This is a genomic window from Caulobacter vibrioides, assembly GCF_002858865.1.
Classification (GTDB): domain Bacteria; phylum Pseudomonadota; class Alphaproteobacteria; order Caulobacterales; family Caulobacteraceae; genus Caulobacter; species Caulobacter vibrioides.
The window spans coordinates 146,633-172,915 of sequence record NZ_PJRR01000004.1 but is presented as its reverse complement, the minus strand read 5'-3'; the positions used below and the strand labels follow the sequence as shown (position 1 = coordinate 172,915).

27 protein-coding genes are annotated in these 26,283 nt (G+C 67.7%); 13 read left to right on the top strand and 14 right to left on the bottom strand.

The features are described from left to right. Position 1: 1 nt before the first annotated feature. The 4 genes from CVUC_RS01200 to CVUC_RS01185 form a co-directional block, all read right to left on the bottom strand. On the bottom strand, positions 2-742 hold the full coding sequence (locus CVUC_RS01200; RefSeq protein WP_096034158.1) for a hypothetical protein: 741 nt from the start codon (positions 740-742) through the stop codon (positions 2-4). Between the two features lie 50 nt (positions 743-792). After that, on the bottom strand, positions 793-1,014 hold the full coding sequence (locus tag CVUC_RS01195; protein WP_004621989.1) for an alkylphosphonate utilization protein: 222 nt from the start codon (positions 1,012-1,014) through the stop codon (positions 793-795). A 98-nt stretch (positions 1,015-1,112) separates the two neighbouring features. Further along, complete coding sequence (locus CVUC_RS01190; RefSeq protein WP_096034159.1) at positions 1,113-2,030, bottom strand: site-specific tyrosine recombinase XerD; 918 nt, start codon at positions 2,028-2,030, stop codon at positions 1,113-1,115. Further along, positions 2,027-3,511 (bottom strand): hypothetical protein, encoded by a 1,485-nt coding sequence (locus CVUC_RS01185; protein WP_164468204.1) that lies wholly within the window; start codon positions 3,509-3,511, stop codon positions 2,027-2,029. The genes CVUC_RS01190 and CVUC_RS01185 overlap by 4 nt, the downstream gene beginning before the upstream one ends. A 76-nt stretch (positions 3,512-3,587) precedes the next feature. On the opposite strand from CVUC_RS01185, the gene CVUC_RS01180 reads away from it, so the two are divergent. After that, a complete protein-coding gene (locus tag CVUC_RS01180) occupies positions 3,588-4,190 on the top strand; it encodes a shikimate kinase (RefSeq protein ID WP_096034161.1) in 603 nt (200 codons plus the stop codon). 9 nt (positions 4,191-4,199) lie between these two features. Beyond that, positions 4,200-5,312, top strand: a complete 1,113-nt coding sequence (gene aroB / locus CVUC_RS01175) for a 3-dehydroquinate synthase (RefSeq protein WP_096034162.1) — start codon at positions 4,200-4,202, stop codon at positions 5,310-5,312. Positions 5,313-5,487: 175 nt separating this feature from the next. Here the strand turns inward: aroB and CVUC_RS01170 are convergent, their stop codons facing one another. Next, positions 5,488-6,138 (bottom strand): J domain-containing protein, encoded by a 651-nt coding sequence (locus CVUC_RS01170; protein ID WP_010920846.1) that lies wholly within the window; start codon positions 6,136-6,138, stop codon positions 5,488-5,490. 56 nt (positions 6,139-6,194) lie between these two features. Here CVUC_RS01170 and CVUC_RS01165 point away from each other — a divergent pair, with 56 nt between their 5' ends. Both CVUC_RS01165 and cdd read left to right on the top strand, forming a co-directional pair. Continuing rightward, a complete protein-coding gene (locus CVUC_RS01165; protein ID WP_010920847.1) occupies positions 6,195-6,470 on the top strand; it encodes a BolA family protein in 276 nt (91 codons plus the stop codon). Between the two features lie 217 nt (positions 6,471-6,687). Further along, a complete protein-coding gene (gene cdd / locus CVUC_RS01160; protein ID WP_096034163.1) occupies positions 6,688-7,110 on the top strand; it encodes a cytidine deaminase in 423 nt (140 codons plus the stop codon). A gap of 124 nt (positions 7,111-7,234) precedes the next feature. Here the strand turns inward: cdd and CVUC_RS01155 are convergent, their stop codons facing one another. From CVUC_RS01155 to CVUC_RS01135, 3 genes are all read right to left on the bottom strand, one after another. Beyond that, the gene (locus CVUC_RS01155) at positions 7,235-10,516 is read right to left on the bottom strand and encodes a TonB-dependent receptor domain-containing protein (RefSeq protein ID WP_101685773.1); all 3,282 of its coding nucleotides are present in this window, start codon (positions 10,514-10,516) and stop codon (positions 7,235-7,237) included. A gap of 502 nt (positions 10,517-11,018) precedes the next feature. Continuing rightward, positions 11,019-11,387, bottom strand: coding sequence for a response regulator (locus CVUC_RS01145; RefSeq protein ID WP_096034165.1), 369 nt, complete (start codon positions 11,385-11,387; stop codon positions 11,019-11,021). A gap of 227 nt (positions 11,388-11,614) precedes the next feature. Continuing rightward, positions 11,615-12,901 (bottom strand): HlyC/CorC family transporter, encoded by a 1,287-nt coding sequence (locus tag CVUC_RS01135; RefSeq protein ID WP_096034167.1) that lies wholly within the window; start codon positions 12,899-12,901, stop codon positions 11,615-11,617. A gap of 128 nt (positions 12,902-13,029) precedes the next feature. Between CVUC_RS01135 and CVUC_RS01130 the strand changes: the two genes are divergently transcribed. Next, on the top strand, positions 13,030-13,470 hold the full coding sequence (locus CVUC_RS01130; protein ID WP_010920854.1) for a hypothetical protein: 441 nt from the start codon (positions 13,030-13,032) through the stop codon (positions 13,468-13,470). On the opposite strand, the gene CVUC_RS01125 is transcribed toward CVUC_RS01130, so the two are convergent. After that, positions 13,439-14,158, bottom strand: coding sequence for a phosphatase PAP2 family protein (locus tag CVUC_RS01125; protein WP_164468205.1), 720 nt, complete (start codon positions 14,156-14,158; stop codon positions 13,439-13,441). The two genes, CVUC_RS01130 and CVUC_RS01125, sit on opposite strands and share 32 nt — an antisense overlap. A gap of 78 nt (positions 14,159-14,236) precedes the next feature. Between CVUC_RS01125 and CVUC_RS01120 the strand changes: the two genes are divergently transcribed. After that, positions 14,237-14,413: a hypothetical protein gene (locus CVUC_RS01120; protein ID WP_096034169.1), complete on the top strand. Its 177-nt coding sequence runs from the start codon at positions 14,237-14,239 to the stop codon at positions 14,411-14,413. A 32-nt stretch (positions 14,414-14,445) separates the two neighbouring features. Beyond that, positions 14,446-15,456, top strand: a complete 1,011-nt coding sequence (gene cobS, locus CVUC_RS01115; protein WP_096034170.1) for a cobaltochelatase subunit CobS — start codon at positions 14,446-14,448, stop codon at positions 15,454-15,456. A 141-nt stretch (positions 15,457-15,597) separates the two neighbouring features. On the opposite strand, the gene CVUC_RS01110 is transcribed toward cobS, so the two are convergent. The 3 genes from CVUC_RS01110 to CVUC_RS01100 form a co-directional block, all read right to left on the bottom strand. Further along, positions 15,598-16,758 (bottom strand): serine hydrolase domain-containing protein, encoded by a 1,161-nt coding sequence (locus CVUC_RS01110; protein ID WP_096034171.1) that lies wholly within the window; start codon positions 16,756-16,758, stop codon positions 15,598-15,600. Between the two features lie 284 nt (positions 16,759-17,042). After that, complete coding sequence (locus CVUC_RS01105) at positions 17,043-17,369, bottom strand: HigA family addiction module antitoxin (protein WP_096034172.1); 327 nt, start codon at positions 17,367-17,369, stop codon at positions 17,043-17,045. Next, on the bottom strand, positions 17,344-17,625 hold the full coding sequence (locus tag CVUC_RS01100) for a type II toxin-antitoxin system RelE/ParE family toxin (protein WP_096034173.1): 282 nt from the start codon (positions 17,623-17,625) through the stop codon (positions 17,344-17,346). Before CVUC_RS01100 ends, CVUC_RS01105 begins: the two co-directional genes overlap by 26 nt. A gap of 172 nt (positions 17,626-17,797) precedes the next feature. Here CVUC_RS01100 and CVUC_RS01095 point away from each other — a divergent pair, with 172 nt between their 5' ends. Continuing rightward, positions 17,798-18,334, top strand: a complete 537-nt coding sequence (locus CVUC_RS01095) for a bactofilin family protein (protein WP_096034174.1) — start codon at positions 17,798-17,800, stop codon at positions 18,332-18,334. A 212-nt stretch (positions 18,335-18,546) separates the two neighbouring features. On the opposite strand, the gene CVUC_RS01090 is transcribed toward CVUC_RS01095, so the two are convergent. Together CVUC_RS01090 and CVUC_RS19780 are read right to left on the bottom strand one after the other, a co-directional pair. After that, a complete protein-coding gene (locus CVUC_RS01090; protein WP_012640636.1) occupies positions 18,547-18,786 on the bottom strand; it encodes a hypothetical protein in 240 nt (79 codons plus the stop codon). A 201-nt stretch (positions 18,787-18,987) separates the two neighbouring features. Further along, positions 18,988-19,386, bottom strand: a complete 399-nt coding sequence (locus CVUC_RS19780) for a hypothetical protein (protein WP_164468206.1) — start codon at positions 19,384-19,386, stop codon at positions 18,988-18,990. A 192-nt stretch (positions 19,387-19,578) separates the two neighbouring features. Between CVUC_RS19780 and CVUC_RS01080 the strand changes: the two genes are divergently transcribed. From CVUC_RS01080 to CVUC_RS01055, 5 genes are all read left to right on the top strand, one after another. Further along, positions 19,579-20,055: a chemotaxis protein CheW gene (locus CVUC_RS01080; RefSeq protein WP_010920861.1), complete on the top strand. Its 477-nt coding sequence runs from the start codon at positions 19,579-19,581 to the stop codon at positions 20,053-20,055. 90 nt (positions 20,056-20,145) lie between these two features. Further along, positions 20,146-21,246 (top strand): Zn-dependent alcohol dehydrogenase, encoded by a 1,101-nt coding sequence (locus CVUC_RS01070; RefSeq protein WP_096034176.1) that lies wholly within the window; start codon positions 20,146-20,148, stop codon positions 21,244-21,246. Between the two features lie 5 nt (positions 21,247-21,251). After that, positions 21,252-22,643: an MFS transporter gene (locus tag CVUC_RS01065; protein WP_096034177.1), complete on the top strand. Its 1,392-nt coding sequence runs from the start codon at positions 21,252-21,254 to the stop codon at positions 22,641-22,643. A gap of 65 nt (positions 22,644-22,708) precedes the next feature. After that, entirely contained in the window at positions 22,709-24,769 is a 2,061-nt protein-coding gene (locus CVUC_RS01060; protein ID WP_096034178.1) for a phosphocholine-specific phospholipase C, read from the top strand. Between the two features lie 210 nt (positions 24,770-24,979). Further along, positions 24,980-26,278 carry a M20/M25/M40 family metallo-hydrolase gene (locus CVUC_RS01055; protein WP_164468207.1) on the top strand — a complete coding sequence of 433 codons (1,299 nt, stop codon included), beginning with the start codon at positions 24,980-24,982 and terminating at the stop codon, positions 26,276-26,278. Positions 26,279-26,283: the final 5 nt, after the last annotated feature.

Genomic DNA, 26,283 nt, shown 5'->3' with positions numbered 1-26,283 from the left:
ATCAGGCCGCCAGCGTCATCAGGCTGCCCGGCGGCATGTCCTGGCGGACCTGCTGATCCAGGTCCTCGGTCATCTTGTCGAGGTCCTTGAGCTCATCCTCGGCCTCCTTGACCTCGTCGGAGCGCTCGAACTTGCCCGGCTGGGTCAGGATGCCCTTGGTCTTGGCGGTCTGCAGTTCGTCCCGCAGCGAGCGGCTGATCTCGCGGGTCATCTTGATGAAGTCCTGGTCGCCCGCGGCCTCCATCTTGGCCTCGTCCTCGACCTTGCTGCGCGCGGCGGCCGCGCCTTCGGGGTCGGTCGCGGCGTCGGGCAGGTTGGCGAAGTCCTGAGCGTAGAGCTCGCCGGCCTCCTTGGCGGCCTTGCCATAGTCCTTGACGGCCGCCTTCAGCTCCTTGGCCGCGGCGGCCAGGGCCTTGGCCATGGCCTTGGGGTCGTCGGCGTAGATCTTCTTCAGCAGCTTCAACCGCTCGACCACCTGCTGCAGCCGGGCCTTGGCGCGGCCCTTGGCGTCGCCGATGGCGTTTTTCTTGCCCAGCCGCATGTCTTTCTTGAGCTTGGCCAGCGCTTCGGCGGCCTCGGCGGCCTTGCGGGCCTCGGGCGAGTTGGGAGCCGCTGTTGCGGCCGCGGGCGCCGGCTTGGCCAGCATGATCGCCGGCTCGCCCTTCGCGTTCTTGGCATAGGCCATCAGCGCCATAGCGCCCGCCCGCCCGGTCACCGTCACCATCGGCCTTCCAGCCTCCATCGGCGGTTCTCCGCCTGTCTGGAGGCCAGACCTAGCAGGCCAAGGTTAAGTTAGGCCTTCTTGACGAACTCGGTGCGCAGCACGAGACCCCGGACCTTGTCGACATTGGCCTCGATCTCGTCGGGGTCACCGGTCAGGCGGATCTTCTTGACCACCGTGCCGCGCTTCAGCGTCACGCCGCCCGAGCCCTTGACCTTGAGGTCCTTGATCAGGGTGACGGTGTCGCCGTCGGCCAGCAGGGTTCCGTTGGAGTCGCGGGTTTCTTCGGACATGGGAGGCCTTTCGAGGCGCGGGCGGCCGCGAGGCAAACCCGTAGATTTCGTGGGGGATTTCCTAGGCGATGGCCCCGTGGCGCGTCAATGCCGGCCCCCTACCCCTTCCTGCGCCCCAGCGGGTGCTTGGTCTGGACGATGTGGGCCAGGTGCTCACCGGCCACGTGGGTGTAGATCTGGGTGGTGGCGATGTCGGCGTGGCCCAGCAGGGTCTGGATCACGCGGAGGTCCGCGCCCCCCTCCAGCAAGTGGGTGGCGAAGGCGTGGCGCAGGACGTGGGGGCTGACCTTCTGGCGATCGATGCCGGCGGCGATGGCGGCGTCCTCGAGAAGTTGCCCCACCCGGCGCGGGGTCAGGCGTCCCGTCGCGCCGCGCGAGGGAAACAGCCACGGACTGTCCTTTTGCCCCTTGGGCAGGAACGCCGGACGCTCGACCAGATAAGCCTTCACCGCCGCCCGGGCCGCGTCGTTCAGGGGCGCCAGCCGTTCCTTGCCGCCCTTGCCCTTGACGATCAGATAGGCCGGATCGCGCGCCAGGGCCAACAGCGGCAGGGCCAGCAGTTCGGAGATCCGCAGGCCCGAGGCGTAGATCAGCTCGATCATGCAGGCCAGACGCAGGCCCTGGGCGCTGTCCTTGGCGGACGCGGCGGCCAGCAGTCGTTCGATCTCGTCGCGCTCCAGCACCTTGGGCAAGGGGCGGCCGGCCTTGGGCGCGGCGACACGGCGGGACGGATCGTCGGTGCGCCAACCCTCGCCCAGCACGAAGCGATAGAACTGCCGCACGGCCGAGCGGCGACGGGCGGCGGTGGCGGGCGACAGGCCCCGCGCGCCCAGGTCCTGGAAATAGGCCTCGATCGTCTCGGCGTCCGCATCGTGCAGGTCATGGCCCGAGCGACTGAGAAAGCCGCGCGCGTCCTCCAGGTCCTTGCCATAGGCGGTCAGGGTGTTGCGAGCGGCGGCGCGCTCGACCGCCATCATTTCGAGAAAGGCGTCGGCCCAGGCCTCGCCCTGGCTCATTTGGCGTAGGCCAGGCCCAGGAGGCCCTCGACGACGATGGCGCGGGCGTCGGCGTCCAGGCCCGCCTGGTGCAGGGCCCGCGCGATCCGAGCCCGGTCGACCGGCGCGGGTCCGGCGAGCCCGGCGTCGGCGGCGATCGACAGGGCCAGAAGCCCCGCCTCGCCCGAACGCTTGGCCGCGCCCGCGTCGTCCAGCAGTTGCAGGCGAGCCGGCGGGGCCGCCGACTTGCCCGCGTCGAAACCATAGACCTGCCCCCGCGCGTCGGCGTCCAGGGTTCCGCCCAGGCTGGCCAGCAGCAGGGCGGCGGCCTGGGCGGGCGAGCGAGCGCCGCCGCTGGCCCCACGCGCCACCAGGGCGCCCAGCACCTGATTGTCGGTCTTGCCGGAAGCCGCCGTGATCAGGGCGTCCAGAAGGGCCAGGTCCGCGCCGCCGGCGCCGGGGATGCTGTCCTGCACCAGCCGCGCCCGGATCGTCTGGGCGCTGGCCAGATCGCCCGCCGCCACGGCCGCGCGGGCCATCAGCACCGGGTCCTGCAGCGGGCCGCCCGCCGCGGCCAGCGCCGCGATGGGACCGGCCGAGGCCTGCGCCGCGTCGACGAAGGCCGCCAGCGTCTTGGCCTGACGCAGGAACGCCAGGGCCGCAGCCTCGGCGGCGGTCAGGTCCGCGCCCGGCGCAACGCCGGCGAGATCGCCCGCCGCCGGGCGGGTCAGCGGCTTCAGGGCCGGCGCGGCGGACGCCACGGCGGCGGCCGACTGGGTGTCCAGGTTCAGGCGGCGCGACAGGGCGTAGTTGACGCCGTTCTTCAGCGAGGCCGCGCCGGGCGCGGTCCCCGCCAGCGCCGCGCCCATCAGCCGGGCGTAGTCGGCGTCCTTGGTCTGCTGCTGAGCCAGTTGGAAGGTCAGCTGGGCGGCGTCCTCCTGTCCGGCCCTCAGCTGGCAGAAGGCGCGCAGGCGCAGCCAGTAGGCGCCGCCGCGATCCACGGTCAGGGCGTCCTGCACGGCGCAGGCCTTGTCATCGGCGCCGGTGATCAACGCCGCCTCGGCTGCGGCCATCGACAGGGCCGAGCTGCCGGCCGCGCCCGGGGTGCGATCCAGCAGGCCGTCCACGGCGCGGGCCTCGCCCAGCGCGATCAGGGCCAGAGCCCGCTGGGCGCCCATCTCGACATCCTCGCCGATGCGCGCGGGGGCGTTGGCGCCGGTCGACAGCATCCGCCGCGCCAGATCGGCGAAGGCCGGCGACAGGCCGCGCGGACCGCCGATCCGGGGCAGCGTCTCGCGCAGGATGTCCGGCGCGGTGTCCTTCCAAAGATCCGTCGGCAGACCGGTATCGGCCAAGGCGCTCGAGAAATAGTCCGGCGCGGCCAGGCTCTTGACCCTCACCTCTTCCTGGGCGGCGGCCAGGGTGGGCGCCAGCAGGGCGGCGGTCAGGGCGATCAGGGACGGAAGACGCATCGAATGAGGCATGGACCGGTTATGACGCATGACAGGGCTCTCGCAAACTTCGGCGCTCGCAAACTTGGCGCTTTGGCCTAGCCTCGTGTAAACCCGCGACCGCATCATGACCGAGACCGATCAAACGCCCGACACCGCCCCAGAGGCCGCCCCAGAGGTCGCGCCCATCGTCTCCGACGACCTGGCGCCGCTGCGCGCCAAGACCATCGTGCTGGTGGGCCTGATGGGCGTGGGCAAGTCCAGCGTCGGGCGGCGGCTGGCCCATGTGCTGGGCCTGCCGTTCCGCGACGCCGACAATGAGGTCGAGGCCGCCGCCGGACGCTCGATCTCCGAGATCTTCGCCGAGCTGGGTGAGCCGGCCTTTCGCGACGGCGAACGCCGGGTGATCGCCCGGCTGCTGGACGAGCCGCCGCACGTGCTGGCCACCGGCGGCGGCGCGTTCGTCAACGCCGAGACCCGCGCCCTGATCAACGAGAAGGCCGTCTCGGTCTGGCTGAAGGCCGATGTCGAGCTCCTGGCCCGCCGCGTCTCGCGCAAGGACAACCGCCCGCTGGTGCGCGGCAAGGACCCGGTGAAGGTGCTGACCGAGCTCGCCGAAGCCCGCTATCCGGCCTATGCCGAGGCGCAAGTCCATGTCGAGACCGGCGACACCCCGCACATGGTGGCGGTCGAGGCCATTCTGACGGCGCTGCGTCAGGCCCACGCTTAAGGAGTTCGCATGATCCGCACCGTCCCCGTGGGCCTGGGCGAGCGCGCCTATGACGTCGTCATCGGGCCTGGCCTGCTGGATCAGGCCGGCGAGCGTGTCGCCGCCGTGCTGGGCAAGCGCAAGCGCGTCGCCGTCGTCACCGACGCCCATGTCGGCGCCCATCACGGCCAGCGTCTCTCCGCCGCGCTGCAAGGCGCCGGGATCACCGTGGACGTCATCACCATCGCGCCCGGCGAGGAGAGCAAGAGCTTTGAGGGCCTGGCCGATCTGTCGGACCGCCTGCTGGCCCTGAACCTGGAGCGCGGCGACCAGATCGTGGCCCTGGGCGGCGGCGTCGTGGGCGACCTCGCCGGCTTTGCGGCGGCGATCTACAAGCGCGGCATCGACTTCGTGCAGGTCCCGACCACCCTGCTGGCCCAGGTCGACAGCTCGGTGGGCGGCAAGACCGCCATCGACACCCCGCGCGGCAAGAACCTGATCGGGGCCTTCCACCAGCCGCGCCTGGTTCTGGCCGACCTCGATGTGCTGGCCACCCTGCCCGCCCGCGAGCTGGCCTGCGGCTATGCCGAGATCATCAAGTACGGGCTCCTGGGCGACTTTTCCTTCTTCGAATGGCTGGAGACCAACGTCCAGGCGGTGCTGGATCGCGACATCGACGCCCTGGTGCGCGCCGTCGGCCGCAGCGTCGAGATGAAGGCCGAGATCGTCGCCGAGGACGAAAAGGAAGCCGGACGCCGCGCGCTCTTGAATCTCGGCCATACCTTCGGTCACGCCATCGAGGCCGAGATGGGCTTTGGCGACGCTCTCAAGCACGGTGAGGCCGTCGGGGTGGGCATGGCCCAGGCGTTCCGCTTCTCGGCTAGGCTCGGCCTCTGCCCCAGCCAGGACGCGGTGCGCGCGCAGGCGGCCATCAAGGCCGCCGGCCTGCCGACCACGCTGGCCGATGTGCGCCCCGAGCCCTTCAGCGCCGACGCCCTGATCGCTCACTGCGGCCAGGACAAGAAGGCCGAAGGCGGCAAGCTGACCTTCGTGCTGGCGCGCGGCATCGGCGATGCGTTCGTCGCCAAGGACGTCGATCGCGCGGCGCTGAAGGCGTTCCTGGTTGAGGAAGGCGCGGTCTAGGAGCCTGTCGGGTTTCGAGGGAACCCTCTCAACCCGACAATCCAAGACGCGGTGTCATCCCGGCCGGAAGACCGCGCAGCGGGCTGTAGAGCCGGGACCCAGTGGCGGTCCGCACAGCGCCTTGTCACCCCCTGGGTCCCGGGTCGGCTTTGCCGCCCGGGATGACACGGGGTGGCTACACCATCCCCGACTTCTGCAGCTGCTTATAGGCCTTGATCACGCGCTGCAGCTTGTGCTCGGCGCTGCGGTCGCCGCCGTTGGCGTCGGGGTGGCAGCGCTTGAGCAGTTCCTTGTAGCGCGCCCGGATCGCGGCGCTGTCGGCCGTGGCCTCAAGGTCGAGGTCGGCCAGGGCCTGGCGCTCCAGCTTGCCTAGACGGCGCTCGGCCGCCGAACGCTCGGCCTCGGCCCGGCGCTGCTGGGCGCGGAAGACGCCGAAGGGGTCGGCGAAGTGGCGCGCGTCGCGGGCGGCCATGGCGGCGGCCTCGCGCGAATTGGCGTCGGCCTTGAAGCTCCAGGTCGGACGACCGCCGGTCATCCGCTCGCTCTCCTGCTCGGCCCGGATCTGGGCCTCGCTCATGCCGGCGTAGAAGTTCCAGTTCTTGTTGTACTCGGCCGCGTGCCGCTGACAGAACCAGTAGTGGTCGCCCGGCATGTCGCGCGACTTCGGCGCCTTGGCCGATCCGGCCAGGCGACAGTCGGGATGGTCGCAGCGCTTCTCGCCGGGCTTGAGGCCCAGGACATCGTGCGCCGGATCCTCCTCGCCCTCCTTGGGGGGCCGGACCCGGATGTCGTAAAATTTGGGACGGTACTCGAACGGCCGGTTCATGGCGTCTAGAGTAAGGCCGCGCTATTTGCGTTCAAGGATTGACAAGCAAGAGACGTATGATGGGCGCCGTCGCCGAGACCATCCGCCGCAAGTTGGAAGCGGCTTTTTCACCGTCCGCCCTAGAACTGGTCGATGACAGCGACCGGCATCATGGCCATGCGGGCCACACGGGCGCGGGCGAAAGCCACTTCAACCTGCGGATCGAGTCGCAGGCCTTCGCGGGCAAGACGCGGGTGATGCGCCAGCGAATGGTGATGCACGCCCTGGCCGAAGAACTGGCGGGGCCGGTGCACGCGCTGTCGATCCACGCATCGGCGCCCGGAGACGCATAAGATCGCGCAAAAGGTAAGTTCAGACTTACTTTCTGCTTGCGCGGCGACGTGGTGGCTGATTGCCTCTAGAGCCTCGCGCGTCAAAAACGGAATCGTTTTGACGCGATAACGAGGCTCTAAATCAAACACTTAGAGCGTGACTCGCGCCGAAACCGGTTCCCACTTTCGGCGTCACGCTCTGACCCCGGCGCGATCTTGCCGGAGGGCAGGAACACCGATGAACGCCGACACCGTTTCTAAAGCTGTTGAGGACGAGATCGCCGCCGCGCTGCCGCCGCTGCTGTCGCGAGCCTACGCCCGCTATTCGAAGTTCACGGTGGCGGCGGCGGTCATCGACGAGACCGGGGCGGTCCACTACGGCGTCAATGTCGAGAACGCCGCCTATCCGCAGGGCACCTGCGCCGAACAGACGGCGATCGGAGCGATGATCACGGCCGCCGGCGCGCGCCGCATCGACAAGGTGCTGATCGCCGCCGGCTCGGACGCTGTGGTCCAGCCCTGCGGCGGGTGCCGCCAGCGCATCGCCGAATTCGCCGGCGAGACCTGCGAGATCATCTCGGTGCAGGGTGGCAAGCCCACCGAGCGGGTGGCGTTCTGGGACCTGCTGCCGCGCTCGTTCGGCCCGCGCGACCTGGACTGAGCCCCGCTAACGCCTCGAACATGCCGCCGCCGCCCGTCGGCGGCGGCTTTTTCGCGCCCTATCGGCAAAGAAAAAGGGGCGGTCCGAAGACCGCCCCTTTCCGCTTTGACCCGAAGGTCTCGGCTTACATCTTGTAGTTGAAGCCGAGGAAGAAACGACGACCGAAGAGGTCGAAGTTGTCGCTCGTCGAGTTGCCCAGCCAACGATCCGGCTCACGGTCGAACGCGTTGACCACGCCGCCACGCAGCACCAGGTGCTCACGCGGCGCGTAAGTCACGGTGAAGTCGTGCTGCACGAACGGACGCGTGCTGTAGTAACGGAGGTCGCGGTTATCCGGGTCGATCTTGGCGTCGTCGATATCGAACGGACGCGTGCCGTTGCTCAACCACTGCGAGGCTTGCCAGTCGGCGTTCCAGGTGACCGCCAGCTTGTCGTTCACTTCCCAGCTGAGGCGCGACGAGAAACGAACGCGGGGCAGGCCAAGGCCCGTCTCGAAGTCGACGTGCTCGTTCGGGTTCGAGATGTTGGTGAAGTCGTGCTGTTCGAACAGGTAGTTGCCGGCCAGACGATAGTTCAGACGACCCCAGTCCTTGCCGATGATGTCTTGGACATCGGTGCGGTACAGGAACTGGAAGTCGATGCCGCGGTTGGTCGACCGGGCGTAGTTCACCGAGCCTTGGATGAAGTCGATCATGCCGTAGGCCGGCGTGGTGCCCGAGGCGGTACCGCCGATCCGCGTAATCGTCGAGCAGATGCCGGCGTTCAGCACGTCACCGTTGACGCACTGGTTGGCCGCCGTTTGCGCGGTGACCGCGGCGATCACGTCCTTGATCTCGATATCATAGTAGTCGAACACGAAGGTCGACTTCGGCCAGAAGCGCGGCGTGATGATCAGCGACGCGGTGACCGAGTACGATTCTTCGGGTTTCAGGAACGGGTTGCCCGCGTTCTTACCGGCCACAGAGCTCGTGTAGATGATGTTCGTGCCGGCCGGGATGCCCAGGGCGGCGCAGTTCTTCTCACGATTCGCCTTGATCTTGGCGTCGGTCAGGTTGATCAGGACGCGAGCGTCGCACGGATCGGTGATCGTGGCGAAGGTCTGGGTCGGCGGACGGAAGGTCTCACCCAGGGTCGGCGCACGCACCGACTTACCCGAGGTGGCCCGGAACATGACGTCCTGGATCGGGCGCCACAGCAGGTTGAAGTTGTACGTCTCGGTCTTGCCGATCGTGGTGTATTCCGAGTTCCGGTAAGCGGCGCCGATTTCCACGCTCTTGGCGAACGGCAGGTCACGCAGCAGCGGCAGACGGAATTCGCCGAAGTATTCCTTGGTCTCGTACGACGAGGTCGGGAAGTCCGGACCCGTGTTCATGAACAGGATACGGTCGCCGGTCGAGGACGAACGGCCGATCGCTTCGGTTTCTTCACGACGCCATTCGGCGCCCACGGCCAGACCGATACGGCCAGCGCCCCAGAAGTCCCACAGTTCGCCCGACACGAAGCCGAGGGCGTCTTGCTGGACGTTCTTTTCCTGGACGTTGATCTCGGCCAGCAGATAGTTCGCGGCGTCTTGAGTCATGCCACCCGGGCCGAACACGCGGAACGGCTTACAGTTGGTGATCTCTTCGTAGGCCTTGGTGCCCTTGGCGTAGTTCACCGTCCGGCCGTCACGGCTCGAACGGGCGTCGTCGCGGATGGTGGCGCCTTGCTTGTCCAGGACCTGGACGCGGCAGACGATCTCGCCCGGCTTGCCGTTGACGATGCCGGCGGTGTCCACGACGGCGTCGGCGGCGAACTTGTAGCGCGGCGCATCCACGCCCCGCTCGAAGTTCTTGTTCTTCAGCTCGCCGTAGGTGTAGCCCAGCTCTAACGACAACTTGTGGATGAAGCCGAAGTCGTCCTTGCTGCCGCGGAAGCCGGCGACGAAGCGCTTCAGTTCCTTTTCGTTCAGCTGGCTGCGCGCCGGGCCGAACAGGCTGTGACGCGCACGGACGTCCGAGATGGTCGGGGTCGTCGTGATCGCGCCGGTCGTCGTATTGAAGGCCGTGATCGGCGTGCGCGTGTTGGCCAGGATGGCGTTACGCACGTTGGTCGGCAGATAGGCGTTGTCCAGGCCGATGTTGAACGAGCTGTTCGAGAACCACGAGGGGTTCACGCCGGCCGCGACCGGCAGGATGCCGATGTCGAAGAAGGTCTGCTGACCTTCGTCGAAGGTCTCTTCCTTGACGTACTTGGCTTCGGTGAAGAACTGCAGGTCTTCGGTGACGTCGAAGTTGACGCCGCCCTGGAAGCGGTAGTTCACCGAGCGCGGCAGACGGCTGCCCTGGCTGAAGTCGGTGTTCGGGTTCAGGCCGTCGCCGCCGATGTTGGTGACGCGCTGGAAGCCGTTCTCGTCGCGGTAGGTGCCGAACGACGGGTTACGGGCGGCGCCCGCCTGATCGTAGATGAACGAGTTGCCCGGCTCGATCGCGAAGCAGTTCGCGCTCATCGGGGCGATCGCCGCAGAGCAGCTTTGGAACGGGATATCCGGATCGTTCAGGTCCGACGGACGCAGGGAGTTAGCCAGGACGGTGATGCCGCCCACCGGACCGATCGACAGCGTGCGCGCGTCGCTGATCAGGATGTTGTCCAGAACGCCGTCGGGCTGGTTGTTGGCGACGTCGCTGTCGCGGTTCAGCAGGACCCAGGCCTTCTTGCGCCAGTCGACCTGGCTGTCGCGGACTTCGTCGTTCTTCTCGTACTCGGCCGACGCATAGACGTTCAGACGGCCATCGAAGAAGTTGCGGCCGGCCAGGGCCGACAGACGGCGGTTCAGCTGGCCGTCCTGGTTGATCTGGGCGACGGTGCCGTCGACTTCCAGACCGTCGAAGTTCTTGCGCAGAACGAAGTTGACCACGCCCGAGACGGCGTCGGCGCCGTAGAGGGCCGAGTTCGAGCCGGTGATGACTTCAACGTTCTGGATCAGCAGGCGCGGAATGGTGTCAACGTCGACCGACAGGCCAGCGCCGTTCGAGCCGACGTGGCGACGGCCGTCAACCAGGGTCAGCGTGCGGCCGGTGCCCAGGTCGCGCAGGTTCAGCAGCGACAGACCACCGTCGTTCAGGCCCGCGCCAGTGGTGTCTTCCGGCACCAGCGAACCCGACAGAGCGGGGATGTCGGCCAGGACGTCGATAACGCTGGCTTGACCGGTCGACACGACGTCGTCGCGGCTGACCTGGATCAGCGGGGTCGGGGAGTTGGTCGGGTCGCGGCGGATACGCGAGCCGGTGACCACGACTTCCTCAACGGTCGCCGCTTCCTGAGCCGGGGCCGCCGGCGCAGTCTGCGCCAGGGCGAGGGCCGGAGCGAAAGCCGTGAGGCTTCCCAGCATCGTCGTCGCCAGGAGAACCTTGGTTTTCAACGCCATGTTTTTGTTGTCCTCAAAAGTACGCGCGCCCGTCACGCCAGCCGCGCGCGGGAGCAAAGAGGGCCATTCCTCAAAACTGACGTTAAAGCCTTTCGGCCGCGCTAGAAGCGATCATGGCCAAATTCGGACGGGTTGAAGGCGCTGCGTTACCAAAAAGTCACGTATCTGGCGCTTTTCCGTCGAGAATAGAAGATTCTTGCCGACCTTGACCCAGGTGACCTAGAGCGACACCCGGCGAAAGGGGCAAAATCTTCCATCTCACATGCCGACGCTATCCGAAAACACCCGCTCGCTCGGTGCGTTTCGACCCTTTTTGCGGTCCGACGCCGGCGCCTGCCCTTCGGACCGTCAGACCGTATTGCCCAACAGGTTAGCCGCGCTGCCCAATTCCGAGGCGCCTCTTCGACGCCCGATGACGGAGCGCGCCGGCGGAGGCGCGGCGCGAGACGCCCAACAAGGCGGCAAGAGCCCTCCCCGCTCCCTTGGCGAAGAGACCGGCTCGTCAGGCGATCTGCGCGACCAGCCCTTCGAGAACGCGGCGCAGATCAGCCTCGCGGAAAGGCTTCTGCAGCACGGTGGACCCTCTGTGATCCTCGGTCAGACCCGCCTCGCCATAGCCGCTGGCGAAGGCGAACGGCACGCCGCGGGCCTTCAGGGCGTCGGCGACCGGGAAGATCGGACGGCCGCCCAGGTTCACGTCCAGCAGGGCCGCGTCGATCTCGGCCGCGCCGGCCAGGCGCAGCGCCTCTTCGATCTCGGCGGCGGGGCCAACGATGGTGCAGCCCAGATCGCTCAACATGTCCTCGACCAGCATCGAGACCAAGGCCTCGTCTTCGACGACCAAAACCTTCAGGGACGAGAGTGTCTTCATGGATCAGAGCTCCAAGGCGCGCAAAGGCGACGCCATGTGGCGGATGAGGCCGGAAACATCATAGGTCAGCTCGACCCCGCCGGATAGCTCGACCGCAAGTCCTCTTTCCAAAGGCCGGCGGCGGATAGACCTCCGAACCGCCGCTTGCGCAGAACCGGCCGCGGATTCTTGAGGGCGCTCGGCGCACCGCCCGGCGCTCGGTTGCGCCAGAGGTGAGCCGATGGACGCTAAGCGTCGCTGTCGTCGTCCAGTCGCGCGCTGATCCGCAGCGCGGTGATCTGGTTGCGCTGCCGGCGCAGCACCTGGAAACGGTGCCGGTAGAAGATGAAGGTCTGGCCCGGCTCGGGGATCATCTGAGCCTCGTGGATCACAAGGCCGGCGATGGTGACCGCCTCACCCTCGGGCAGCCGCCAGTCCATGGCGCGGTTGAGGTCGCGCACCGTGACATGGCCGTCGACATTGACCGAGCCGTCGGCCTGGCGGCGCACCCCATCCAGGGTGGTGTCATGCTCGTCCTCGATCTCGCCGACGATCTCCTCAAGGATGTCTTCGAGGGTCACCAGGCCCTGCAGCGCGCCGTACTCGTCGACGACCAGGGCGAAATGGTTCTTGCGCTTGAGGAAGGCGTTCAGCTGGTCCTTCAGGTTGGTGGCGTCGGGGATGAACCACGGCTCGCGCAGGATGGCGGCGATGTCGAGGCCTTCGACGCCCGTCGGGCATTCGGCCAGGGCCTTCAGCAGATCGCGGGCGTGCAGCACGCCGACGATGTTGTCGGGCTGGTCGCGATAGAGCGGAATGCGGGTGTGCTGGGCCTCCAGCACCGCGTCGACCAGCTCGCGGGCGGGAAGGCCCGCATCCAGCAGCACCATCGACTTGCGGTGGACCATGATCTCCGAGACGTCCATGTCCGACAGGTCCAGCACCCCGCCCAGCATGCGGCGGTCGTCGGTCTCAACCAGACCTTCAGAGTGGTGGTAGTCGACCGCGCCGCGGATCTCCTCGTGGGCCGCCAGCACGTCGACGGCCATGTCCAGCTTGACGCCGAACACCCGCAGCGTGCGGCGCACGATCCACTGGATCGCGTAGATGATGGGGCCAAACAGCCGCACGATGAACAGGGTCGGCGCCGACAGGGCCCGCGCCACGTCGTCCGAGCGGACGATGGCCAGGGTCTTGGGCAGCACCTCGGCGAAGATCAGGATCAGAACCGTCATCGCCGCCGTGGCCACCGCCACGCCCCAGGGGCCGGGGATCAGGGTGGTCAGCACCTGGGTCGCCAGGGCCGAGGCCAGGATGTTGATCAGGTTGTTGCCCAGCAGCACCGCCCCGATCATCGTCTCCTGGTCGGACAAGAGCTTGTTGACCCGCTTGGCGGGCCGGTCGCCCTCGCGCTCCAACTGGTGCATCCGCGCGCGGCTGGCGCCGGTCATCGACGTCTCGGCGGCCGAGAAGATGGCCGACAGGGTCAAAAGGGCGATGACGATCGGCGCGAGGCCAAGCAGGGCGGTGAGCATGAGGGTGTTCTAGCCCGCCCGGCCCTGCTTAGGGAGTGGCTTCGGACGCGGTGATCAAGCCATCCCTTGCCGCGCGCTAGGCGAATGGGCCATTCTCCCGCGCCGAAACAGGGGGCGGGACCTACACGATGACAGTCAGCGATCCGGCGTGGCGCGCGCCCACCGAACCGCCGACGCCGGTGACGCCGGTGCCGTTCGGCAAGCCGTGGAGCATCTGGTTCTGGGGCGGTGTGCTGTCTACGGCGGGACTGGCCCTGGCCATCCAGCCGACCGCCGTTCTGGGCCTGCTGGATTCGCCCGTCGACGCCTCCGCCCTGCCCTGGGTGCGGTTCTGCGGCCTGCTGCTGCTCGCCTACGCCATGGGCTACCACGTCGCCGGCTGGACCGGCCAACGCACCTATATGCGCGCCTCGGTAGTTCTGCGGGTGCTCTCGCTGGTGATCATCGGCGCGTTCGTTCTGCTGGACTGGCTGCCCAAGGCCTGGCTGGCGGTGGGGCTGGGCGACTTCGCCGGCGCGGTCTGGACGATGCTGGAGCTCAGGTGGCGTCCGAAGCCGAAGACGGCCTGAACCGCCGCTCGACCAGATAGGCCACCAGCCAGCACAGCATCGCCCAGGCCGCGCCCACGCTCCAGCCGGCCAGCACGTCGCTGACCCAGTGGACGCCCAGATAGATCCGGCTGGCGCCGACCAGCAGGCTGACCACCACGGCGGCGCTGACCGCCAGGATCTTGACCCGGCGTCGCTCGGAAAAGCGCGCCGCCAGCACGCCCAGGGTCAGGAACACTACCGCCGAAAGCATCGCGTGGCCGGACGGGAAGCTGGCGTTGACCGCCTCGACCACGCGATAGGCCTCGTCGGGACGCTCGCGGCCGAACACCGCCTTCAGGCCTTGGCTCACGGTCACCCCGCTCAGCGCGCCCAGCGCCAGCAGCCACGCCTCGGTCCAGCGCTTCAGCGACCCCAGCAACGCGAAGGCCGCCAGGATCAGCAGGGTCAGCACCGCCACTGAGCCGAGCGCGGTGATGTCGACCGCGGCGACATGCAGCCATTCGGGGCCGACCAGCGCGTTGGGCTGCCCCCCCACACGCAGGGCCTGCAACACCGCCAGGTCCAGGGCATGGGCCTCGCCCTCGACCACCTCGTCAGCGATCCCCACAAAGCCCCAGGCCCCGAGCGCCACGATCAGCAGGGCGGAGGCCACCCCGATCTCGCGACCGGCCGCGGCGAAGAGTCTCCGAACGTCCAGACGATACAAGCAGCGCGCTCCTTCGTGGCTGATGGCGGTCACGGGTACGGAACGACATTCAAACCGCATCGGCCGCCGCGCGGGGGCGTGCGCTCGAAGACGCTCTCAATATTTATCTGGAGCGGCGTTCGGATCTGGCAAGGCGATCACGCTGGAATCACGCCCGGCGCAACTCTGTTCGGCTTCTCCGCCTTCCCCGCGGGGAAGCCCGCCCTCGCCAGGAAAGTGAACGCCAACCCCCGCTTTGAGCGGATTTCCATTTGAAACGGGCGGGTCCAAGGCGGTAAGCCGGAAGCATGCCCGAGTTCGCCGAAACCAGCTCCGCCGCCGATCCGCTGATCACCCTGGTCCCCGATAAGTGGGTGACGCTGCGCGACGCGTTCGGCGTCGACAGCGACATGAAGGTTCCGGCCTTCAGCCACCGCGACAGCCATGTGCCGGACATCGACCCGGCCTATCGCTTCGACCCGCAGACGACCAAGGCCATCTGCGCGGGCTTCGCCTATGATCGCCGCGTGATGGTCCAGGGCTATCACGGCACGGGCAAGTCGACCCACATCGAGCAGATCGCCGCGCGCCTGAACTGGCCGCTGGTTCGCGTGAACCTCGACAGCCACGTCAGCCGGATCGACCTCGTCGGCAAGGACGCCATCGTCCTGAAGGACGGCAAGCAGATCACCGAGTTCCGCGAAGGCATCCTGCCCTGGACCCTGCAGCGCCCCGTCGCCCTGGTGTTCGACGAATATGACGCGGGCCGCCCCGACGTGATGTTCGTGATCCAGCGCGTGCTGGAAGCCGGCGGCAAGCTGACCCTGCTGGACCAGAACCGCGTCATCCGCGCCAATCCGTATTTCCGCCTGTTCGCCACGACCAACACCATCGGTCTGGGCGACACCACGGGCCTCTATCACGGCACCCAGCAGATCAACCAAGGCCAGATGGACCGCTGGTCGATCGTCACGACGCTGAACTATCTCGAGCACGACGTCGAAGCCGCCATCGTGCTGGCCAAGAACCCCGGCTTTGACAGCGTCGAGGGCAAGCGCACGATCTCGGCCATGGTCCGCGTCGCCGACATGACCCGCAACGCCTTCATGAACGGCGACATCTCGACGGTCATGAGCCCGCGCACGGTGATCACCTGGGCTCAGAACGCCGAGATCTTCGATCACGACGTGGCGCTGGCCTTCCGCCTGACCTTCCTGAACAAGTGCGACGAGCTGGAACGCCCGACGGTGGCCGAGTTCTTCCAGCGCGCGTTCGGCACGGATCTTCCGGAGAGCGCCGCGCGGGTGAAGGTGGCGTAAGGGGGAGCAACCTCCCACCGCGATTTTCAAACGCCCGTCTCGCAAGAGGCGGGCGTTTTGCTTTGGCGGCGGGAACCGAAACCTGAAGGGTCCCGCCGCCGGGCGCCAGACTGACGGCGCCCTCGCGACGAGACGCTATCGTCAGTTTTCGACGGCGAGATCGGGGATGTATTGCGCCGCAATCTTGTCGACAAAACTGTGGGGCGAGGCGCCCAGCAGGTTCGTCAGGACGATCACCGTAAGGTCATCCTTGGGGTAGATGAAGATGGCCGCGCGATTGCCGCCCGTGGGCGTGATGGCGGGGTGTTCCGCGCGGCGAATGACCGGCCAGCCCAGTCCATAGCCGTTGATGGTCTTGTTGAAGCCGCGATAGCTGCCGTCGGGCAGTTGCTGCGGCGTCCAGAGCTGCTGGAGGCCCTTTTCGCTGACCAATTTGCGCTTCTGTAGCGCGATAACCCATGCGGCTAGGTCTGTGGCCGTGGCCTGAACGCCTGCGGTGGGATGCATGTAGGCCGGCCACACCTCCTGGCGCGCAAGCGGGGTCTCGCTGCGCTCGACGCCGACGGTCCTCATGTCCGTGATCTGCAGCGTCAGATAGGTGTAGAGCCGGGCCAGCTCAGGCACGGTGTCGGCCGTGTTTCCAAAGCGGGCTTGCGCCATGCCCGCCGCTTTGAACTGCCCCTCGCCAACGACATCCACGAAGCGCTTGCCCGAGAGCTTCTCGATGATCTTGCCCATCAGGGCATAGCCGGTCTGGTTGTAGGCATACTGCGTGCCGGGCGCATATCTCAGGGGGAGTTCCTGCACCCTCGCCCAGGCGGCGTCGGGCTCGGCGCCGTCGATCAGCCGGGTGTTGTCGTCGATGATCTCGGGCAGGCCTGACGTGTGCGTCAGGATCTGGCGGACCGTGATCGGTTTCCACGCCGGCGGAAGCTCTTGGAGATATTGCGTCACCGAGGCGTCGAGATCGAGTTTTCCGGCCTCGACAAGCTGCATAGCCGCAACGCCGGTGAAGGCCTTGCTGATCGAATTGATCCCGAAAACCGTGCGGTCCGTGACAGGCTTGGCGGTCTCGAGGTCGGACTGGCCGTAGGCGCCCTTGAAGATGACTTTGCCGTTTTTCACGATCGCCAGCTGGAGCCCCGGAATACGGCGGGACGCCATCTCGCTTTGGACTAGGCGTTCAATGGCGGCGGTCTTGCTGTCGGCGTCTGCGACCTGCGTCGTCTGGGCGTTTGCGCTATGGGCAAGGCCGCCCATGATCGCAATCAGGCCGATAGCGGCGGAAATTTTCTTCAGCATTCTTTTGGTTATCCAGAGCTTGGAGGGACCGGCCGCAATTGTGGATCGGGCTATCGACGCGCCGTTGCGATCACCAAGGCGGGGATAAAAGGAACTGCGTCGGGCGCAACGTTGCGTTGACTGAGGGATGGGCTGGTCATGGCGTCGGTTGACCCGTTCGCTGCACGCTCGTCCACCCCGGCTCGGTCAATGGTAGGCCCTGATCGGTGAACAGCAGGGCGTCCCGGCGAACTGTCGCCGGGCCACAAAACCTCTAGTCGCCGCGAACGCTGAGCGATGCGTCGCTAAGCCGCCCTGGGCGTGATCTTCTCCAGCGCCGCACCCATCTTCCGGCGCTGCTCCATCAGGTCGAAGTCCATCTGCAGGTGCAGCCAGAAGCCCTCCGACAGGCCCCAGTAGCGCGCGAGCCGAAGGTCGGTATCGGCGGTCACGGCGCGCTTGCCCAGCACGATCTCGTTGATCCGGCGCGGCGGCACCCCGATCGCACGCGCCAAAGCCGTCTGGCTCATGCCAGCTGGTTTGAGGAACTCCTCCAGCAGGATGTCGCCCGGCGTGGGATTGTGCAGCCAATCCGCCGGATCGATCTCAATGGTAGTCGCAGATCTCGACATCCTCGGCTCCTTCGTCGCGCCAGCGGAAGCAGATCCGCCATTGGTCGTTGATCCGGATCGAATGCTGGCCCGCGCGATCGCCCCGAAGCGCTTCGAGCCGATTACCCGGCGGCGCCCGCAACTGGTCCAGGCGCACCACCCGGTTGAGCACGCGGAGCTTCCGCAAGGCCGCCGCCTGAATATCGGCGGGCAGGCGTCGAGAGCGGCCGCCACCCCAGATGCGCTCGGTCTCGCGGTCGGCGAAACTCCGGATCATCCTCGCCCCCTTATAACGCATAACGTTATGCGGATCAAATCAAGGCGACGCGCCCAGCGGCGCCCGCCCCTTAAGCCCAGGATGGAGCCCCGGACTGGACAATGCCGGAAAACGGCCCCGATCTTGCTGCCTGGGTCTTCCAAACGCCCATTTTGAGACAAGGTCGCCGCCGATGTTCGCCAAGAAGAAAGAGACTCCCGCGAAGCTGGCCCTGACTCCGCTGGAGCCGCAGCGCGCCGCAACGCCGCAAGTCGCCCAGCCCCAGCCCGCGCCCGCCCCGGCCCGGCCCAAGCCCGCCTCGCTGATCGCTCAGGGCCTGACGATCCGCGGCGACGTCGTGGGCGACATCGAGGTGCATCTGGACTGTGTCGTGATGGGCGATGTGAAGGTCGGCAAGCTGATCGTCGGCCCCAACGCCCGCATCGAGGGCGCGGTCGTCGCCCAGGCCATGGAGATCCACGGCATGGTGATCGGCGCGGTCACCGCCCAGAGCGTGCGCCTTTATGGCACCGCCCGCGTCGACGGCGACATCACGCACGAGCAACTGGCCATGGAGCCGGGCGCTGAGTTCCAGGGCCGCAGCCTGAAGTTCCGCCGCCCCGCGCCGACGCCGCAGCCGGCCCAGCAGGCGCCGGCCGCCCCGACCCCGGCCGCGCCCCCGACGCCGCCCTCCGCGTCTCAGACGCCCTATAACCACTCGGCGCACTAAAGGCCCGCTCGCAGGCTGAGCCATCGGAGCCTCCCGCCGAAACTCGGGGGTGTCAGGGGAGGCTCCGCGGCGCATCCGCCGCGCTTGGGGACGGAAGGCGGACGGGCGGCGGTTCCGACCGCCCTGGCGTCCCATGAGGGCACACCGGAAAGAGGGGCCTAGCGGTCGGATCAATACCGCTACGGCCCAATCTTCACTTTGGATGTGTCGCCTCAGCTCCCGGCGTTGGCCATTTTGCGAAGCCGCCGCGCCAAGTCCTCGGGACGATCGGCGATCTGGTCGAACAGCGCCTGGACCTCGGCCTCGCCGAACCCCGCCGCGCGCAGCGTGCGCCAGGCGCCGGCCAGCACGGCCTCGGCGATATCCAGGCGATCCTCGGTCAGTCTCAGACCCGGGTTGAACGGGCTGTCAAAAGTGGGATTGGCAAAGGCGGAATTGGCGAGCGGCGACATGTCGGACCCTCCGTCGGTTCGCAGTTATGTTCCTTTTTTGTTCTCATTCCGCGCGCGAGTCGAGTCCTGTTTTTCATGCCGCGCTCCTGAGCAAGAAAAGCCCCGAGGTCGGGGGACCTCGGGGCCGGGTCGGTGTCGACGGGGCGGTCGACACCGCACAGATCGCCGGCTCACAACGGCGATCTGATCTTGTGGACCAGGTTAGCGGCAGACGGTCCGCTCGTAGTACGAGCCGCTCCGACGATTGTACTCCCGCGTCGTCCAGCACTCGCGGTCGCCGTAGTAGGGGCGCGGCGCATAGTCGTAATCGTAGCCATAGCCGTACCCATGGCCGTAGCGCGGCGGGGGCGGGGGCGGCGGCGGGGCGTAGCGGCGGTCATAGTAGCGGTCGTCGCGATGGCCGTCGTCGGCGATGGCCGCGCCGATGACCAGGCCGATGACGCCGGCGGTGATCGCGGCGGCGGCGACGTCGCCGCCCTTGTCGCGCTTGTGGCGATGATGGCGCGAGTCCGCCGAGGCCGTGGTCGCGGCGGCGGCGATCGACAGGGCGGCCACGCCGGCGGCGACGCGTCCGACCGTCTTGAACATCTTGCTGGCCATGCCGGCCTCCTTCGGTCTCCGCCGCGTCGCCCAATGCGTCGTTTCAAGCGTTGAAGGGACGATCGGATTTCCAGCCTGAACGGCGGCTGAACAGAATTCATCAACCCTGACCAGAACCGGTTTGTTTATCTTTTTACGACAGGGTGGAGCCATCGAAGGTCTCCTGCGGCCTTCGCGCGCACGGAGACAGCCATGACCAGCATCGTGTCGTACGCCCAAGGCCAGGCCCTTCAGGTCCTGTCGTTCGAGGTTGGCGCCCAGACCTATTGCGTGCCCGTGAGCGCTGTGCGCGAAATCCGCGGCGTCACCCCCCCGACCCCCCTGCCCGACGCGCCGCCCTTCGTGCGCGGCGTGATCAATCTGCGGGGCCAGGTGATGCCGGTCATCGACCTGTCGCAACGCCTGGGCAAGGGCGTGGCGATCGACGGTGAGCGTCAGGTCATCATCGTGGTCGAGAACCAGAACGACGTCGCCGGCATGCTGGTCGACGCGGTCTGCGACAGCTTCATCGTCGAGTCCGACCAGATCAACCCGCCGCCCAGCCTGGGTGACGGCGAGGACTCGCCGCTGGTGTCGGCGGTGATCACCTCGGGCGAAGGCTCGATGACCATCCTGCTGGCCGTCAGCCGCATCCTGCCCGAGCGCCCGGTCGAAGCGCTGGCCGCTTAAGGGCTCACACGCCCAAACATTTGTTCGAATAGCCCTTCCGTTCGGCCCGAACGGAACGCTAGTCTCCCCTCAAACAAGAGGGAGACGAGCATGAAGGCCGCTGTTCTGCGCGAGGTGGGCAAACCCCTCGAGATCGAGACCGTGGCCATCGGCAAGCCCGGCCCGCGCGAGGTGCTGATCCGCACCAAGGCCGCCGGCGTCTGCCATTCCGACCTGCACTTCGTCGAGGGCTCCTACACCCACGCCCTGCCCGCCGTGCTGGGCCACGAGAGCGCCGGGATCGTCGAGGCGGTCGGCAGCGAGGTGCGCACCGTCAAGGTCGGCGACCACGTCATCACCTGCCTCAACCCCTATTGCGGCCACTGCGAGGTCTGCCTGACCGGGCATATGAACCTCTGCATCAGCCCCGAGACGCGCCGCAGCAAGAGCGACAGCCCGCGCCTGTTCAAGGAAGACCTGAACGGCGCCGCCGGCCCGATGGCCCAGTTCCTGAACCTGTCGTCCTTCGCCGAGATGATGCTGGTGCACGAGCACGCGTGCGTGGCCATCCGCAAGGACATGCCGTTCGACCGCGCCGCCCTGATCGGCTGCTCGGTGATGACCGGCGTGGGCGCGGTGATGCACACCTCCAATGTCCGGCCCGGCGAGACCGTGGCCGTGATCGGCTGCGGCGGCGTCGGTTTGGCCACCATCAACGGCGCGGCCATCGCGGGCGCGGGCCGGATCATCGCCATCGACCGCCTGGCCGGGAAGCTGGAGCTGGCCAAGACCTTCGGCGCCACCGACGTGGTCGACGCCTCGCAAGTCGACGACATCGCCAAGGCCGTGGTCGAGCTGACCGGCGGCGGCGTCCACCACAGCTTCGAGGCCATCGGCCTGAAGGCCACGGCGGAGGCCTCGTTCAGGATGCTGCGCCGGGGCGGCACGGCCAATGTCATCGGCATGATCCCGGTCGGCACCAAGATCGAGCTGCACGGCGTCGACTTCCTGGGCGAGCGCCGCATCCAGGGCAGCTATATGGGCTCCAACCGCTTCCCGGTCGACATGCCGCGCCTGGTGGACTTCTACATGTCGGGCAAGCTGAAGCTGGACGAACTGATCTCGCGCCGCATCAAGCTGGAGGACGTCAACTCGGCGTTCGACGAGCTCAAGCGCGGCGAGCTGGCGCGATCGGTGATCGTGTTTGACTGAGGGGAGTGGCGGCGATCCGCGCTGAGCGCGCAAACAGCGGCCAAGGGCCCTTAGGAACCTGGCGCCTGGTGGCCTTTGCGCTGCCCTGCGTTCCGGTGGCGGCGATGCTCATGCCCGTCGTCGTCTATCTGCCCAACTACTACGCCACGGATCTGGGCGTTGGCCTGACGGCGATCGGACTGGCCTTCGGGGTCGTTCGCCTGTTCGACCTGTGGCTGGATCCGACCCTCGGGTTCCTGATCGACAGGACCAACACGCGCTTTGGCCGGTTCAAGCCCTGGCTCGTCGCCGGTCTGCCCATCGCCGTCGTTTCGGTCTGGATGCTGTTCATGGCGCGGCCGGGCATCGACGGAAACTACATCCTGTTCTGGCTGGTGTTGGGGTTCCTGGGCCAGTCCATGGCGACCATGGCGCATGTCACCTGGGCGGCCAGGCTGGCGCCGGAATATGGGCAGCGCGCGCGCGTGTTCAGCTGGTGGCACGGCTTCACCGTCGTGGGCATGCTGATCGTGCTGGCCATGCCGCCGCTGATGAAGCTCGGCTTCGGGCTCGACTACGGGCAGGGCGTGCGGGCGATGGGCTGGTTCGTGGTGCTGAGCCTGCCTGTGGCCGCTCTCCTGGCGCTGTTCGCCGTGCACGAGCCGCCGTCGCCGCCGAACATAACGTCCACCACCTGGCGTCACTATTGGGATCTGATCCGTCGGCCGTCGATCCTGCGCTTGCTCGTGTCGGACATTCTTCTGGGGACGGGTCCGGTCATCGCCGGCACGCTGTTCTTCTTCTATTTCGACGCCATTCGCGGCTGGGACCGTTCCGAAGCCGGCCTGCTGCTGCTGCTCTACTTCACCGGCGCCCTGCTGGGCGCGCCCCTCTGGGGGCGGCTTGGACAGGCGATCGGCAAGCATCGCGCCTTGGCCATCGCTTCGGCGGCCTATGCCGTGGCGCAGCTCTCCGTGCTGATCGCGCCAGAGGGGCTGGCCTGGGGGATCGTGACCATGACCCTGGCCGGCCTGCCCTACAGCGCAGGGCCCATCCTGCTGCGCGCCATGATGGCCGACCTGGGCGACGAGGAGCGCCTCAGGAGCGGCGTGGATCGCAGCGGCCTGATGTTCGGCCTGCTGAGCGGGGTGGTGAAGATCGGCTCGGCCATCGCGGTGTTCGCCGCCGTCAGCGCGCTGGACCTCTTTGGCTTCAAGGCTGACCTGGGGGCTGCAAATACGCCGCTGGCGCTGGGCGTGCTCTCGGTCAGCTTCGCCGTCGTGCCCGCGCTCCTGACGCTGGCGGGCGCCGCCCTGATCACGGGTCACCCCCTGGACAAGGCGGCGCATGACGCCATCCGCAAGGCGCTGGAGGCGCGTGACGCCGCGCAGAACACCGCGGAGACATCCGGGCGATAGCCCCCTGTCACACGCCCGCCAAACACCGCATGCTACCTCCGGCCGCAGTTCACCGGAGTCCCGCCATGCCCCATCTCGACCGCCGCAGCCTGCTGGCCGCCCTCGGCGCCCTGGCCCTGCCGCCGGCGCTGGCGCGGGCGGCGGCGATCGACGCCGATGTGCGCAGCGGAACGATCCAGGACGTCGAGCACGTGGTGATCCTGATGCAGGAGAACCGCAGCTTTGATCACTATTTCGGAACGCTGAACGGCGTGCGCGGCTTTGGCGACCGGTTCCCGATCCCGGTGCGCGACGCGGCGGGACGCAAGGAAAGCTCGGTCTTCGTCCAGGCCTGGAGCAAGGACAAGCTGCTCGCGCCCTTCCCGCTGAACAGCGCCCAGACCTTCGCCCACATGCGCGTCGAGGGCACGCCGCACAGCTGGACCGACGCCCAGGACGCCTGGGACCAGGGCCGCATGGACCGCTGGCCCGACGCCAAGAAGCCCTGGTCGATGGGCTATTTCCAGCGCGCCGACATCCCGTTCCAGTTCGCCCTGGCCGACGCCTTCACCCTCTGCGACGCCTATCACTGCTCGACCCAGACCGGCACCAACACCAACCGCCTGTTCTTGTGGACCGGGACCAATGACGGCCTGGGGAAGGCCGGCGGTCCGTCGATCTCCAACAGCCACGACAACTTCGCCGAAAAGGGCGGGGCCAAGGAGTCCTACACCTGGACCACCTATCCCGAGCGGCTGCTGCAGGCCGGCGTCTCCTGGCGCATCTACCAGGATATGGCCGACAACTTCACCGACAACCCGCTGGCGGGGTTCAAGGCCTATCGCGACGCCTACAAGGACCTGCCGGGCTCGAACCCGCGCCTGAAGCAGCTGGGCCTGTCGACCTGGCACCTGGACAAGCTGCGCGAGGACGTCGTGAACGGCCGCCTGCCGCAGGTCTCGTGGATCATCGCCCCGGCCGCCGACTCCGAGCATCCGAACCCCTCCAGCCCCGCCCAGGGCGCGGACTACACCGCCCGCGTCATCGACGCCCTGACCGCCGATCCCAAGGTCTGGGCGCGGACGGTGTTCCTGGTGATGTTCGACGAGAACGACGGCTTCTTCGACCACGTCCCGCCGCCCGCCCCGCCGTCGTACGACGCCTCGGGCCAGCTGCTCGGCGCCTCGACGGTGGACCTTGCCGCCGAGCACCACCGGGTGCGCAATCCCACCGAGGCCAAGTCCGAGCGCGACGACCTGATGGGCCGCCCCTATGGCCTGGGTCCGCGCGTGCCGCTGTACGTGATCTCGCCCTGGAGCCGGGGCGGATGGGTCAACAGCCAGGTCTTCGATCACACCTCGGTGCTGCGGTTCCTGGAGCAGCGTTTCGGCGTGATGGAGCCCAATATCTCGCCCTGGCGCCGGGCGGTGTGCGGCGACCTGACGACCTGCTTCGACTTCAAGACGCCCAACACCAACCCCTTCCCCGCCCTGCCCGCCACGCGCGAACCGGCGGGCCGCGCCGCCAGGCTGGGCCGCGCCAAGCCGCCGACGCCGGCCTCGGTGGTCGCGCCGCCCCAGGCCAAGGGCCCTCGCCCCTCGCGCGCCCTGCCCTACGCGCTGGCGGTGGACGGACGCTACGCCGACGGCGCCCTCGCCCTGACGTTCAGCAACGCTGGCCAGGCGGCGGGCGTGCTGCACGTCTATGACCGCCTTTGCCTGGACCAGGTCCCTCGCCGCTACACGGTGGGACCGCAAAAGCACCTGACCGATGTCTGGCCGGCCGGGGCCTATGATCTGTGGGTTCTGGGTCCGAACGGCTTCCACCGTCGATTGGCCGGCGAGAATGTCGGCGTCGAGATCGCCGCCCGCCCGTCGCCCGAAGGCCTCTTGCTAACGATCAGCAACGTGCGCCCGTCGCCACGCAAAGTGCGCGTGGAGATCCTGGGCCAGGAGCCCTGGCAGGTGGACTTCACGAGCGTCGACACCGTGGCCCGGACCTTCGCCACCCAGCAGGGCTGGTACGACCTCACCGCGCGTCTCGAGGGCGAGCCGACCTGGCTGCGTCGTCTGGCCGGACGGATCGAGACCGGCGCGGACTCGATCAGCGATCCCTGGGTGGGCGGCGAGGCGGTCTTGAAGGTCTAAAAAGCCAATCGTCATCCCGGCCGCACCCCGGCGAAAGCCGGGGGAAGAGCCGGGACCCAGGGGCGGCTTGCACGGCGTTTCTTCACCCCCTGGGTCCCGGATAGCCTCTACGAGGCTTCCGGGATGACGAGGATTTTGAAAGCTCGGACCCAGCTTCGCTTTGCTCGGCATGACGGTTTAGGGTGCGCGCGAAGCTCAAGGATTCGCCGCATGCTCCGCCACACTGCCTCCCTGCTCGCGCTGGCCGCCGTCCTCGTCGCCGCGCCCGCCATGGCCGCGCCCAAGGCCGCTGACGCCGACAAGGCCGTCGCCAAGATCGTCGCCTCGCCCGGCTTCAAGAAGGCCGTCGCCAAGCTGGACGCCGACTTCGACCGCACCGTCGCCGACATCATCACCCTGACCGAGATCCCCGCCCCGCCCTTCAAGGAAGAGCAGCGCGCCAAGGCGTATCTGGAGATGCTGAAGGCCCACGGCCTGACCAATGTCGAGATGGACGCCGAGGGCAATGTCATGGGCGTGCGTCCGGGCACGGCCACCAAGGGCAAGGGCCCGTTCGTGGTCATCGCCGCGCACCTGGACACCGTCTTCCCCGAAGGCACCGACGTGAAGGTGCGCCGTGAGGGGACCAAGCTGATGGCGCCGGGCATCGGCGACGACACCCGCGCGCTGTCGACCCTCTTGGCCTATGTCCGGGCCATGGATGCGGCCGGGATCAAGACCAAGGCCGACATTCTCTTCGTCGGCAATGTCGGCGAGGAAGGCCCCGGCGACCTGCGCGGCGTGCGCTATCTGTTCAACAAGGGCCCCTACAAGGGCCGGATCACGTCCTTCTTCTCGATGGACGGCGGCGATCCCGACCAGATCGTCGACCAGGGCACCGGCTCCAAGCGCTATCGCGTGACCTTCACGGGGCCCGGCGGCCACAGCTATGGCGCGTTCGGCATCGTCAATCCGATGGCGGCGATGGCCAAGGCGGTGACCGACCTCTACGCGATCGAGCCGCCCAAGACCCCCAAGACCACCTATTCGGCCAGTGTGACGGGCGGCGGCACCTCGGTGAACTCGATCCCACACGACGTGTTCATGGAGTTCGACATGCGCTCGGAAAGCGCGGCCGAACTGGCCAAGCTGGACCAGACGCTGATCGGCATCTTCGACAAGGCCGTGGCCGGCGAGAACGCCGCCCGCTCCACCAAGAACGGCGCGGTCAGCTACCAGGCCAAGGTGATCGGCGAGCGCCCGGCCGGCGCCACGCCGCACAGCACTCAGATCGTCGCCCTGACGGCCGGCGCGGTGAAGGCCCTGGGCTACAAGCCGACCTATCAGGCCAGCTCGACCGACTCCAACATCCCCATGAGCCTTGGCGTGCCCGCCCTGACCATCGGCGCGGGCTTCCGCGGCGGCCGGGCGCATGCGCTCGATGAGTGGATCGACGTCACCAAGGACGAGAGCCTGAAGGGCATGCAGGTGGGCCTGGCGGCCCTGCTGGCTGTGGCGGGCGTGGAGTAGCGACA

Bases quoted from the DNA above. Each gene is read 5' to 3' on its own strand.
- CVUC_RS01185 (WP_164468204.1), bottom strand. From the start codon at position 3,511: ATGCGTCATAACCGGTCCATGCCTCATTCGATGCGTCTTCCGTCCCTG.
- CVUC_RS01180 (WP_096034161.1), top strand. From the start codon at position 3,588: ATGACCGAGACCGATCAAACGCCCGACACCGCCCCAGAGGCCGCCCCA.
- CVUC_RS19780 (WP_164468206.1), bottom strand. From the start codon at position 19,386: ATGGCCAGCAAGATGTTCAAGACGGTCGGACGCGTCGCCGCCGGCGTG.
- CVUC_RS01080 (WP_010920861.1), top strand. From the start codon at position 19,579: ATGACCAGCATCGTGTCGTACGCCCAAGGCCAGGCCCTTCAGGTCCTG.
- CVUC_RS01170 (WP_010920846.1), bottom strand. From the start codon at position 6,138: ATGAACCGGCCGTTCGAGTACCGTCCCAAATTTTACGACATCCGGGTC.
- CVUC_RS01135 (WP_096034167.1), bottom strand. From the start codon at position 12,901: ATGCTCACCGCCCTGCTTGGCCTCGCGCCGATCGTCATCGCCCTTTTG.
- CVUC_RS01155 (WP_101685773.1), bottom strand. From the start codon at position 10,516: ATGGCGTTGAAAACCAAGGTTCTCCTGGCGACGACGATGCTGGGAAGC.
- CVUC_RS01055 (WP_164468207.1), top strand. From the start codon at position 24,980: ATGCTCCGCCACACTGCCTCCCTGCTCGCGCTGGCCGCCGTCCTCGTC.
- CVUC_RS01130 (WP_010920854.1), top strand. From the start codon at position 13,030: ATGACAGTCAGCGATCCGGCGTGGCGCGCGCCCACCGAACCGCCGACG.
- CVUC_RS01165 (WP_010920847.1), top strand. From the start codon at position 6,195: ATGATGGGCGCCGTCGCCGAGACCATCCGCCGCAAGTTGGAAGCGGCT.
- CVUC_RS01095 (WP_096034174.1), top strand. From the start codon at position 17,798: ATGTTCGCCAAGAAGAAAGAGACTCCCGCGAAGCTGGCCCTGACTCCG.
- cobS (WP_096034170.1), top strand. From the start codon at position 14,446: ATGCCCGAGTTCGCCGAAACCAGCTCCGCCGCCGATCCGCTGATCACC.
- CVUC_RS01110 (WP_096034171.1), bottom strand. From the start codon at position 16,758: ATGCTGAAGAAAATTTCCGCCGCTATCGGCCTGATTGCGATCATGGGC.
- cdd (WP_096034163.1), top strand. From the start codon at position 6,688: ATGAACGCCGACACCGTTTCTAAAGCTGTTGAGGACGAGATCGCCGCC.
- CVUC_RS01090 (WP_012640636.1), bottom strand. From the start codon at position 18,786: ATGTCGCCGCTCGCCAATTCCGCCTTTGCCAATCCCACTTTTGACAGC.
- CVUC_RS01100 (WP_096034173.1), bottom strand. From the start codon at position 17,625: ATGATCCGGAGTTTCGCCGACCGCGAGACCGAGCGCATCTGGGGTGGC.
- CVUC_RS01190 (WP_096034159.1), bottom strand. From the start codon at position 2,030: ATGAGCCAGGGCGAGGCCTGGGCCGACGCCTTTCTCGAAATGATGGCG.
- CVUC_RS01060 (WP_096034178.1), top strand. From the start codon at position 22,709: ATGCCCCATCTCGACCGCCGCAGCCTGCTGGCCGCCCTCGGCGCCCTG.
- CVUC_RS01145 (WP_096034165.1), bottom strand. From the start codon at position 11,387: ATGAAGACACTCTCGTCCCTGAAGGTTTTGGTCGTCGAAGACGAGGCC.
- CVUC_RS01195 (WP_004621989.1), bottom strand. From the start codon at position 1,014: ATGTCCGAAGAAACCCGCGACTCCAACGGAACCCTGCTGGCCGACGGC.
- CVUC_RS01200 (WP_096034158.1), bottom strand. From the start codon at position 742: ATGGAGGCTGGAAGGCCGATGGTGACGGTGACCGGGCGGGCGGGCGCT.
- CVUC_RS01105 (WP_096034172.1), bottom strand. From the start codon at position 17,369: ATGTCGAGATCTGCGACTACCATTGAGATCGATCCGGCGGATTGGCTG.
- CVUC_RS01070 (WP_096034176.1), top strand. From the start codon at position 20,146: ATGAAGGCCGCTGTTCTGCGCGAGGTGGGCAAACCCCTCGAGATCGAG.
- aroB (WP_096034162.1), top strand. From the start codon at position 4,200: ATGATCCGCACCGTCCCCGTGGGCCTGGGCGAGCGCGCCTATGACGTC.